Here is an 11210-nt window from a genome sequence, read left to right on the forward strand (position 1 = left end):
CTCCTTTGTATCGGGAATGCATCGGGAACGCGGCGGATAGGCTGCGGTGATGAGCACCGACGCCGTCTCCACCCAGACCATTCATGCCGGCCGCCTCGTCGCGCGGCGACTCAAGGCCAGCGGTGTCGACACCATCTTCACGCTATCCGGCGGCCACCTGTTCTCGATCTACGACGGCTGCCACGACGAGGGTATCCGCCTGATCGACACCCGCCACGAGCAGACGGCGACCTTCGCCGCCGAGGGCTGGTCCAAGGTCACGAGGCTTCCTGGCGTGGCGGCGCTGACCGCCGGGCCGGGCATCACCAACGGGATGAGCGCGATGGCGGCCGCTCAGCAGAATCAGTCGCCCCTTGTCGTTCTCGGCGGCCGGGCCCCGGCGGCGCGCTGGGGGATGGGTTCGCTGCAGGAGATCGACCACGTGCCGTTCGTGGCGCCGCTGGCACGTTTCGCCGCCACCGCACAGTCCGCCGACGCCGCAGGCCGGCTCGTCGACGAGGCGTTGCGCGCCGCGGTGGCCGCGCCGTCGGGTGTGGCTTTCGTTGATTTCCCGATGGACCACGTGTTTTCGATGGCCGACGACGACGGCAGGCCCGGAGCGCTCTTCGCCACGACATCGGTGACTGCGCCGGGCGAGACGGACGCCCACGCGCTGAACCGTGCCGCGAGTTTGCTGTCCGCGGCGCGCCGGCCGGTGATCATGGCGGGCACCAACGTCTGGTGGGGGCATGCGGAATCGGCGCTGCTCCGGCTGGCAGAGGAACGGCGGATCCCCGTGCTGATGAACGGAATGGCCCGCGGCGTGGTACCGGCCGACCATCCCATGGCATTGTCGCGCGCGCGGGCGAAAGCGCTGGGCGAAGCCGACGTGGCTCTGGTTGTCGGGGTACCGATGGATTTCCGGCTCGGCTTCGGCGCGGTGTTCGGTCCGCAGACCCAGCTCGTCGTGGCGGACCGCGCCGAACCCGGGCGCGACCATCCTCGCCCCGTCGCCGCCGCGCTCTACGGCGACCTCACCGTGATCCTCTCGGCCCTGGCCGACGGGACGGGGGCCGGCGGCACCGACCACCGGGACTGGATCGAACAGCTGCGTGCGACCGAGAATGCCGCGCGCGACGCGGAGAAAGCCGACCTGGGCGACGACAGGATTCCGCTGCACCCGATGCGGGTGTACGCCGAGTTGGCCCCGATGCTGGATCGCGATGCCGTCGTCGTCATCGACGCCGGCGATTTCGGCTCCTACGCCGGCCGGGTGATCGACAGCTATGAGCCCGGCTGCTGGCTGGACAGCGGCCCGTTCGGGTGCCTGGGTTCGGGCCCCGGCTACGCTCTGGCCGCCAAGCTGGCCCGGCCGGACCGTCAGGTCGTCCTGCTGCAGGGTGACGGCGCGTTCGGCTTCAGCGGGATGGAATGGGACACCCTGGTCCGGCACAACGTTCCGGTCGTGTCGGTGATCGGCAACAACGGAATCTGGGCGCTGGAGAAGCACCCGATGGAGGCCCTCTACGGCTACTCGGTGGTGGCCGAGCTGCGCCCGGGCACGCGTTACGACGAGGTGGCGCGAGCCCTGGGCGGCCACGGCGAGCTGGTGTCCGCGCCCGCCGAACTGCGGCCCGCGTTGGAACGCGCCTTTGCCAGCGGGCTGCCCGCCGTCGTCAACGTGCTCACCGACCCCGCCGTCGCCTATCCGCGTCGCTCCAACCTGGCCTGACCCGCTCCGAGCAGCGGGACGCCGTACGTCGTGCACCGGAGCACGTCGGCGCGCAGACCAACGGCCGGGCCCGCGTACCGTTGTGATGTGCCCAAGACCAGCCGGGCCCATCCGGGCCGCGTGACCAGCCGATTCTGGCGACTACTCGGTGCCAGCACAGAAAAGGACCGCAGCCGTTCCCTCGGCGCGGTCACCTCCTCGTCGGAGTACGGCGAGGAGGCCGCCGGTCTCACCGACGAGCAGTTGCGCAAGGCCGCCGGACTGCTCAAGCTCGACGACCTCGCGGAATCGGACGATATCGCGCAGTATCTTGCGATCGCCCGGGAGACGGCCGAGCGCGCGACCGGGCTGCGTCCCTTCGACGTGCAGTTGCTGGGGGCACTGCGGATGCTTGCCGGAGACGTGATCGAGATGGCCACCGGTGAAGGCAAGACCCTTGCCGGCGCGATCGCGGCCGCCGGGTACGCCCTCGCCGGCCGGCACGTCCATGTGGTGACCATCAACGACTACCTCGCCCGCCGCGACGCGGAGTGGATGGGACCCGTGCTGGAGGCCATGGGCCTGTCCGTCGGCTGGATCACCGCGGAGTCCACACGGGAGGATCGCCGGGCCGCCTACGACTGTGACGTCACCTACGCCTCGGTCAACGAGATCGGCTTCGACGTGCTGCGCGACCAGTTGGTGACCGACGTCGCCGACCTGGTCTCGCCCAACCCGGATGTCGCCCTGATCGACGAGGCCGACTCGGTGCTGGTCGACGAGGCGCTGGTGCCACTCGTGCTGGCCGGCACCACGCACCGGGAGACGCCGCGCCTGGAGATCGTCACGCTCGTCGGTGAGCTCGTCGCGGGCACCGATTACGACACCGATGCCGACAGCCGCAACGTCCATCTCACCGAAGCGGGTGCGCACAAGGTCGAAAAGGCGCTCGGCGGCATCGACCTTTACTCCGAGGAACACGTGGGCACCACGTTGACCGAGGTCAACGTCGCCCTGCACGCCCACGTGCTGTTGCAGCGCGACATCCACTACATCGTCCGCGACGACGCGGTGCACCTGATCAACTCCTCCCGCGGCCGCATCGCGCAACTGCAGCGCTGGCCCGACGGTCTGCAGGCCGCCGTGGAGGCCAAGGAGGGCATCGAGACCACCGAGACCGGCGAGGTGCTCGACACCATCACGGTGCAGGCGCTGGTCAACCGTTACGCGACCGTGTGCGGAATGACGGGGACCGCGCTGGCCGCCGGCGAGCAGCTGCGCCAGTTCTACAGGTTGGGTGTGTCGCCGATACCGCCGAACAAGCCCAACGTTCGCGAGGACGAGTCCGATCGCGTCTACGTCACCGCCGCCGCAAAGAACGATGCGATCGTCGCGCACCTCAGCGGGGTGCACGCGACCGGCCAGCCGGTGCTGGTCGGCACCCGCGACGTGGCCGAATCCGAGGAGTTGCACGAGCGACTCGTGCGCCGTGGCATCCCGGCGGTGGTGCTCAACGCGAAGAACGACGCCGAGGAAGCGCAGGTGATCGCGGAGGCGGGCAAATACGGTGCGGTGACGGTGTCAACCCAGATGGCGGGACGGGGAACCGACATCCGGCTCGGCGGCTCCGACGTAAGCGACCACTCCGCCCAGAAAAAGCACGTCGCCGAACTGGGCGGGCTGCACGTGGTGGGTACCGGCCGCCACCACACCCAGCGGCTGGACAATCAGCTGCGCGGGCGGGCCGGACGCCAGGGCGACCCGGGTTCGACGGTGTTCTTCTCCAGTTGGGAGGACGACGTGGTGGTGGCCAACCTGGACAGCGACAAGCTGCCCACCCAGACCGACGAAGACGGCCGGGTCCTCAGCCCGAAGGCGGCGGGCCTGCTCGACCACGCCCAACGCGTCGCCGAGGGCCGGATGCTGGACGTGCACGCCAACACGTGGCGCTACAACCAGCTGATCGCCCAGCAGCGTGCCATCATCGTCGATCGGCGAAACACGTTGCTGCGCACCACGACCGCGCGTGAGGAACTGGCCGAGTTGGCGCCCGCGCGCTACCAGGAACTGTCGGAGAACATCTCCGAGGAAAGGCTCGAGACGATCTGCCGGCAGATCATGCTCTACCACCTGGACCGGGGTTGGGCCGATCACCTGGCGTATCTGGCCGACATCCGCGAGAGCATCCATCTGCGTGCGCTGGGCCGCCAGAACCCGCTGGACGAGTTCCACCGGTTGGCGGTTGATGCGTTCGCATCACTGGCCGCGGACGCCATCGAGGCAGCCCAGCAGACGTTCGAGACCGCCGACGTCCTGGAGGAGGAGCCGGGATTGGACCTGTCCAAGCTCGCGCGGCCGACGTCGACGTGGACCTACATGGTCAACGACAACCCGCTGTCCGACGACACCTTGTCGACTCTGAGCCTGCCCGGGGTGTTCCGCTAGGAGGGCGCTGGTCGGTGCACGTGACGTCAGGGCGAGAAATTCCGCCCGCGAAAAATCGCCGTGAAGTCACGTTCGCGGCCCGGTCCGCGCTGCGGACCGCTTCGTCGCCGCGTTAAGGTCACCGCTCATGGAGCCGCTGCCTCCGTCCGACCGGGTGCTGACGGTGCCGAACGCGCTGAGCGTCCTTCGCCTGGCGCTCATCCCGGTATTCGGCTACGCCCTGCTGGTCGCGCACGCCCATGGCTGGGCGGTGGCGATCCTGCTGTTCAGCGGCGCGTCGGACTGGGCCGACGGCAAGATCGCGCGGCTGCTCGACCAGTTCTCGCGCCTGGGCGTCCTGCTTGACCCTGCCGTCGACCGCCTTTACATGGTCAGCGTGCCGATCGTGTTGGCGCTGAGCGGCATCGTGCCCTGGTGGTTGGTGATCGTCCTGCTGGCGCGCGACGGGCTGCTGGCCGCGACGCTGCCGTTGCTGCGCAGCCGTGGTCTGTCCGCACTGCCGGTGACCTACGTGGGCAAAGCCGCGACCTTCGCCCTGATGGCTGGCTTTCCGCTCGTTCTGCTGGGAACCTGGGACGCGTTATGGAGCCGGGTGGTGTGGGCCTGCGGATGGGCGTTTCTGCTCTGGGGTATGTACATGTACCTGTGGGCGTTCGTGCTCTACGCGGTGCAGATGACCCTGGTGGCGCGCCGGATGCCCAAGCTCGAGCGGCGCGCGCGTCGAGCGGCTGCACAGGACTCGGGTGAGCATGGCCGAGGCTGACCGCATCCTCGGGGGCTACGACCCCGACGCCGGCCACAGCGCCCATGCGGCTGCGCGACCGCCTCACATCCCGGTGCCTTCTCTGCTGCGCGCGTTGCTCTCCGAGCACTTGGACCCCGGTTACGCCGAGGCAGCGGCCAGACGAAGCCGGTCGAGCACGCCGTATGCCCCGCGCGGAAGTGCCGTCGGCTGGATCTGGCAGGCCCTGGCCGCGCTGTTGATCGCAGCGGTGTTCGCGTTCGCGGTCACCCAGGCCCGCTCGGTTGCACCCGGCGTCCGCACCGAGCAGCAGCTGCTGGTCCGCAGTGTGCGTTCGGCGGAAACCACCGACGGCGACCTGGCGCGGCGACGCGGTGTCCTGTCGGCGCGGGTCGACGACGTGCAGCGCCGTGCGCTGGCCGACGACGCCGCGGGGCAGCGGCTGTTGACCCGGCTTGACGCGCTGAGCTTGGCGGCGGCCAGCACACCGATCATCGGGCCGGGCCTGAACGTGACCGTGACCGACCCGGGTGTCAGCCCGAACCTTTCCGACGTGTCCAAACAACGGGTCAGCGGCAGCACCCAGGTCATCCTGGACCGCGACCTGCAGCTGGTCGTGAACTCGTTATGGGCGAGCGGTGCCGAGGCCATCTCGGTCGGCGGCGTGCGGATCGGGCCGAACGCGACCATCCGCCAGGCCGGCGGTGCGATTCTGGTCGACAACAGTCCCACCAGCAGCCCCTACACGATCCTGGCGATCGGACCGCCGCACGCGATGCGCGACGCGTTCGACCGCAGTCCCGGCTTGCAGCGGCTCAGGTTGCTCGAGGTGTCCTACGGTGTGGACATCACCGTCAAGGTCACCGACGGCCTCGCGCTGCCTGCCGGATCGATCCGGGATGTCAAATTCGCCAGACAGATGGGGGCCCAGTGAGCAGAGTCCGCGTGGCACGCGACCGCCGAGAACGGGTACAGGCGGGGAGGCGCGCATGATCGGTATCGCGGCGCTTGCGGTCGGCATCCTGTTGGGCCTGGTCTTCCACCCCGCGGTGCCCGAGGTGATCCAGCCCTATCTGCCGATCGCCGTGGTCGCTGCACTGGATTCGGTGTTCGGAGGGATGCGTGCATACCTTGAGCGGATCTTCGACTCGAAGGTGTTCGTGGTTTCGTTCGTCTTCAACGTGTTCGTGGCCGCCCTGATCGTCTATGTCGGCGACCAACTGGGCGTCGGCACCCAGTTGTCCACGGCGATCATCGTCGTGCTGGGCATCCGAATCTTCGGCAACGCCGCCGCGCTGCGCCGCCGGTTGTTCGGTGCCTGACGGAAACGAGACCAGCATGAACAACGGCCCGCCCGGGCGCGACACCGACAAGGCTCAGAGCGCCCCGGACGAGCGGCGCGGCGGTCGCCACGAACTGCCGGCCCACCGTCCGCGGCCCGAAATCGGGGCCGTGCGCCACAGCGGGTGGTCCGGACTCCGGCGGGGCGGCCGCACCGGTCTGGCCTTCGGGACGCTGGCCATCGTGTTGTGCCTGCTCCTGGGGATCGCCATCGCCACACAGGTCCGCCAAACCCAGACCGGCGACGCTCTCGACACGGCGCGCCCCGCGGACCTGCTCGTCCTGCTGGACTCGCTGCGGCAGCGCGAAGCCACGCTCAACACCGAAGTGAGCGAGCTGCAGAACACCTTGAATTCGTTGCAGGCCTCCGGAAACACCGATCAGGCCGCGATTCAGAGCGCGCAGGCCAGGCTGGCGGCGCTGTCCATCTTGGTCGGCGTCGTGGGGGCCACGGGGCCGGGCGTCACCGTCACGATCGAGGATCCCGGGCCCGGGGTGTCGCCGGAGGCGATGCTCGACGTGATCAACGAGTTGCGTGCCGCCGGCGCCGAGGCGATCGAGGTCGACGATGCGGGCCAGTCCGTGCGGGTGGGTGTCGACACCTGGGTAGCCGGTGTTCCCGGCTCGCTGACCGTTGACAACAAGACGCTGTCGCCGCCGTATTCGGTTCTCGCGATTGGTGATCCGCCGACACTGGCCGCGGCGATGAACATTCCGGGCGGCGCGGAGGACAGCATCAAACGGGTCGGTGCGCGAATGTCGGTACAGCAGTCCGACAGAGTCGATGTGACCACCTTGCGGCAACCAAAACCGCACGAATACGCTCAGCCGGTCAAGTGAACCCGACCAGAACAGGATTACCGTGAGCGATATCCCGCCCGATCTGCATTACACCGCCGAACACGAGTGGGTTCGCCGCAGCGGGGACGACACCGCGCGGATCGGGATCACCGATTTCGCGCAGTCGGCGTTGGGTGATGTGGTTTTCGTCCAGTTGCCGGAAGTGGGCACCGAACTCACCGCAGGCGAACCCTTCGGCGAGGTGGAGTCGACGAAATCGGTTTCGGACCTCTACGCCCCGGTCGCGGGCACCGTGTCCGCGGTCAACAGCGACCTGGACGGCGGCCCGCAACTGGTCAACTCCGATCCCTACGGCGCCGGTTGGCTGCTGGAAGTTCAGGTCTCGGATGTCTCCGAGTTGGAGTCGGACATTGCGGGGTTGCTCGACGCGCAGGCCTACCGCGGCATGCTGACCGAATGACGGTTGCTAATGTGCCTGCCAGTCGTGCGCGGCGACAGCGTGCGGCGCGGCGGCTCGATCATCGGAGTGTCACGCCCCGCTCGCGGGGATACGTCTTCGCATGGGTTCGCGCAGCTCCCCGGTGCGGGGAACCGTCGGGATTCCGATCCCACGGCGGTGGGGACATTGTCGATCGGTGCACGGTACGGTCGACACATCAGGACGAGCAGGCAGTGACAAACACGACGGGCGAAGAGGGACACGTGGTCGACCGGTCCGAGCGGCACGGTCGGACAACGCCACAGCGGCCAGTGAGGAGCAGCGCGTGACGGACATGGACTCCGATATGGGGAAAGACCAGACTTCTGACGAAGTCACCGTGGAGACGACTTCCGTCTTCAGGGCCGACTTCCTCAACGAGCTGGACGCCCCCGCACAGACGGGGGGCGAGAGTGCGGTGTCCGGGGTGGAGGGCCTCCCGGCGGGCTCGGCGTTGCTGGTCGTCAAACGGGGACCGAACGCCGGATCCCGCTTCCTGCTCGACCAGCCCGTCACGTCGGCCGGTCGGCACCCCGACAGCGACATCTTCCTCGACGATGTCACCGTCAGCCGCCGCCACGCCGAATTTCGGCTGGATAACAACGAATTCCACGTTGTCGACGTCGGCAGCCTCAACGGGACGTATGTCAACCGCGAGCCAGTGGATTCGGCGGTCCTGGCAAACGGTGACGAGGTGCAGATCGGCAAATTCCGCCTGGTGTTTATGACGGGGCCCAAACACGGCGACGGCGACGGAGGTTCCGGGGGTCAGTGAGCGCACCCGATAGCCCGGCCCTGGCCGGGATGTCGATCGGGGCGGTACTGGACCTGCTGAGGCCGGACTTCCCCGATGTCACGATCTCCAAGATCAGGTTCTTGGAGTCCGAGGGACTGGTGACGCCGCAGCGCGCCGCGTCGGGGTATCGCAGGTTCACCGCGTACGACTGCGCGCGCTTGCGGTTCATCCTGACCGCCCAGCGTGACCACTACCTCCCGCTGAAGGTGATCAGGGCGCAACTGGATGCCCAGCCCGACGGCGAGCTGCCCGCTGCCGCATCCCCTTACGGCGTTCCGCGGCTGGTGTCGGTGGCCGACAGTGGGGAAGCCGCCGGATCCGACACGGCGGCAGTGGCGCCGACCCGCGTCCGGCTGAGTCGCGAAGAACTTCTCGAGCGCTCCGGAGTCGACGAGAACCTTGTGACGGCGCTGCTGAAAGCCGGGGTGGTCACGACCGGCCCGGGCGGTTTCTTCGACGAACACGCGATCGTGATCCTGCAGTGCGCTAAGGCGCTTTCCGAATACGGCGTCGAGCCTCGGCATTTGCGGGCTTTTCGCTCCGCGGCTGACCGGCAGTCCGATTTGATCGCCCAGATCGCCGGTCCGGTCGTCAAGGGCGGCAAGGCCGGCGCCCGCGACCGCGCCGACGATCTCGCGCGTGAGGTCGCGGCGCTCGCGATCACGTTGCACACGTCCCTGATCAAGTCCGCCGTTCGCGACGTTCTGCGCGGCTGAGGACTAGACTTCAGGCGAAACTTGGTGTTCGACCTCGACGTCGCGCCGAGTATGGGTTGTGGACGGCGGCAGCTGCGGAGGTCAGTCACAAATGGGCGAAGTTCGTGTTGTCGGCATTCGGGTGGAGCAACCGCAAAACCAGCCGGTGCTGTTGCTCCGCGAAGCCAACGGCGACCGGTATCTGCCGATCTGGATCGGCCAGTCCGAGGCCGCGGCCATTGCGCTCGAGCAGCAAGGCGTGGAGCCGCCCCGCCCGTTGACGCATGACCTCATCAGGGATGTGATTACGGCGCTTGGACATTCACTGAAAGAAGTACGGATAGTCGATCTGCAGGAAGGCACTTTCTACGCCGACCTGGTGTTCGACCGCAACGTCACCGTGTCGGCACGCCCTTCGGACTCGGTGGCTATCGCGCTGCGGGTCGGTGTTCCGATTTACGTCGAGGAAGCCGTGCTCGCCCAGGCGGGGTTGCTCATCCCCGACGAGAGTGACGAGGACGCCAACACCCCTGTGCGCGAGGACGAGGTGGAGAAGTTCAAGGAATTTCTCGACAGCGTGTCTCCCGACGACTTCAAGGCCACCTAGCCCGAGCATCGAGTCCCGCCGTCGCCGCCGTTCGCGATCCGTCCGGGGGATGCTCGCGCGGTTGACCGCCACCCTCGCTCACCACGTCACGGATGTGTCTCAACTCGCCCCGAGGTCGACACGCCTGGCGGATTGCACAGCCACTCAGCGGTGCGGCGGCCATACTTTGAGGACCAGACAGGGCACGGCGGCTACCCAACAGCGTAAGCTCTCTAGCACTCGGGCCTGAGCGAGCGTGGCTGCCGGTGCAGCCAGTGACGAAGCTAGTACGAGAACGCGATCGGCGAGAGGAACCACCGTGAGCGAGCAGCCACGTCAAGAACAGCTGGACCTAGCCGACCACGCGGACGCCGCGAGCAAGGAGGACCAGAGCCCGTCCGGGCTTCACGAGCCCGTCCAGCCCGGACTGTTTCCCGACGATTCCGTGCCGGACGCCCTCGTGGGCTATCGCGGGCCGAGCGCTTGCCAGGTCGCCGGAATCACGTATCGCCAGCTGGACTATTGGGCGCGTACGTCGCTGGTCGTGCCGTCGATCCGTGGCGCGGCAGGGTCGGGCAGTCAGCGCCTGTACTCGTTCAAGGACATCCTGGTTCTCAAGATCGTCAAGCGGTTGCTCGACACCGGCATCTCGTTGCACAACATTCGGGTCGCGGTCGACCACCTGCGCCAACGCGGCGTCGAGGACCTGGCCAACATCACCCTGTTCTCCGACGGCACCACCGTCTACGAATGTACCTCGGCCGAAGAAGTGGTCGACCTGCTGCAGGGGGGCCAGGGGGTGTTCGGTATCGCGGTCTCCGGTGCGATGCGCGAGCTGACCGGCGTCATCGCCGACTTCCCCGGTGAGCGTGCCGACGGCGGCGAATCCATTGCGGCCCCCGAAGACGAGTTGGCGTCCCGGCGCAAGCACCGCGACCGCAAGATCGGTTAACTGCGCGAGCTCTTTCTGCCGCGAAGGTGCACTCGTGCCGTCGGGTGTCGTCGGTGAGGTGCTGCGTGCTCGCGACCGGGTCCATCGGCCGAGTAAGCTGGATGGCGCGTCGCACTCGGGCGGGAGAGCTCCGTGACCGCCAGTCACGGGCGCCGAAGGAGCAAGACCTCTCCACCAACCTCTCAGGCACCCGGACCGCGCGAGTTTCCGACGCCTCTGGAAAGCGGTGCGGCCTCCGATTGATCCGCACCCGCCGATGGGGAAAGGCCTGCTCTGAGAAGTAGCGGCGCCGAATCTCTCAGGCGCCCGGCGAACGGGCAAAGACAGAGGGAGAGGGCCACATTCCTCTGCCTCTGCTGCTTGTACAGGCTGTCCAGTCAGGAGTTCGCCAGTGCCCGCCCAGTCAACCTTTGCAACGCGCCACATCGGGCCCGACCGCGAGGCTGTCACCGCCATGCTTGCGGTCATCGGCGTCGACTCGCTCGACGACCTGGCCGCCAGGGCCGTGCCGAGCCGCATCCTCGACGCTCTCACCGACAGCGGTGCCGCACCGGGGCTCGATGCGTTGCCGCCACCCGCCGGCGAGGCCGAGGCCCTGGCCGAGCTGCGGGCGCTGGCCGAGGCGAACACCGTGGCCGTGTCGATGATCGGGCAGGGATACTACGACACGCTCACCCCACCGGT

The 11210-nt window shown here is 68.1% G+C and carries 11 protein-coding genes, 1 pseudogene and 1 riboswitch; all 12 genes and pseudogenes read left to right on the top strand.

The features are described from left to right. Window positions 1–49: 49 nt before the first annotated feature. Entirely contained in the window at window positions 50–1711 is a 1662-nt protein-coding gene (locus tag ACOJVU_RS06690) for an acetolactate synthase (protein ID WP_421529057.1), read from the top strand. Between the two features lie 87 nt (window positions 1712–1798). Further along, on the top strand, window positions 1799–4135 hold the full coding sequence (gene secA2, locus ACOJVU_RS06695) for an accessory Sec system translocase SecA2 (protein ID WP_421529058.1): 2337 nt from the start codon (window positions 1799–1801) through the stop codon (window positions 4133–4135). Window positions 4136–4262: 127 nt separating this feature from the next. Next, window positions 4263–4898 carry a CDP-alcohol phosphatidyltransferase family protein gene (locus ACOJVU_RS06700; RefSeq protein ID WP_421529059.1) on the top strand — a complete coding sequence of 212 codons (636 nt, stop codon included), beginning with the start codon at window positions 4263–4265 and terminating at the stop codon, window positions 4896–4898. Beyond that, complete coding sequence (locus tag ACOJVU_RS06705; protein ID WP_421529060.1) at window positions 4885–5811, top strand: DUF881 domain-containing protein; 927 nt, start codon at window positions 4885–4887, stop codon at window positions 5809–5811. The genes ACOJVU_RS06700 and ACOJVU_RS06705 overlap by 14 nt, the downstream gene beginning before the upstream one ends. A gap of 55 nt (window positions 5812–5866) precedes the next feature. Continuing rightward, on the top strand, window positions 5867–6199 hold the full coding sequence (locus tag ACOJVU_RS06710) for a small basic family protein (protein ID WP_421529061.1): 333 nt from the start codon (window positions 5867–5869) through the stop codon (window positions 6197–6199). Window positions 6200–6215: 16 nt separating this feature from the next. Then, window positions 6216–7058, top strand: a complete 843-nt coding sequence (locus tag ACOJVU_RS06715) for a DUF881 domain-containing protein (RefSeq protein WP_421529062.1) — start codon at window positions 6216–6218, stop codon at window positions 7056–7058. Window positions 7059–7080: 22 nt separating this feature from the next. Continuing rightward, complete coding sequence (gcvH, locus tag ACOJVU_RS06720; RefSeq protein ID WP_421529063.1) at window positions 7081–7479, top strand: glycine cleavage system protein GcvH; 399 nt, start codon at window positions 7081–7083, stop codon at window positions 7477–7479. Window positions 7480–7783: 304 nt separating this feature from the next. After that, window positions 7784–8272 (top strand): glycogen accumulation regulator GarA, encoded by a 489-nt coding sequence (gene garA / locus ACOJVU_RS06725; protein ID WP_421529064.1) that lies wholly within the window; start codon window positions 7784–7786, stop codon window positions 8270–8272. Next, window positions 8269–9009 (top strand): MerR family transcriptional regulator, encoded by a 741-nt coding sequence (locus ACOJVU_RS06730; protein ID WP_421529065.1) that lies wholly within the window; start codon window positions 8269–8271, stop codon window positions 9007–9009. The genes garA and ACOJVU_RS06730 overlap by 4 nt, the downstream gene beginning before the upstream one ends. Before the next feature lie 91 nt (window positions 9010–9100). Further along, entirely contained in the window at window positions 9101–9595 is a 495-nt protein-coding gene (locus tag ACOJVU_RS06735; RefSeq protein WP_421529066.1) for a bifunctional nuclease family protein, read from the top strand. 298 nt (window positions 9596–9893) lie between these two features. After that, window positions 9894–10526 (top strand): MerR family transcriptional regulator, encoded by a 633-nt coding sequence (locus ACOJVU_RS06740; protein ID WP_421529067.1) that lies wholly within the window; start codon window positions 9894–9896, stop codon window positions 10524–10526. A 110-nt stretch (window positions 10527–10636) separates the two neighbouring features. Then, window positions 10637–10734: riboswitch (glycine riboswitch) on the top strand. A gap of 183 nt (window positions 10735–10917) precedes the next feature. Continuing rightward, window positions 10918–11210 (top strand): annotated as a pseudogene (locus tag ACOJVU_RS06745) (glycine dehydrogenase (aminomethyl-transferring)); the annotation flags it as partial.

The sequence above is a fragment of the Mycobacterium sp. THU-M104 genome, from assembly GCF_049197365.1.
Lineage (GTDB): Bacteria > Actinomycetota > Actinomycetes > Mycobacteriales > Mycobacteriaceae > Mycobacterium.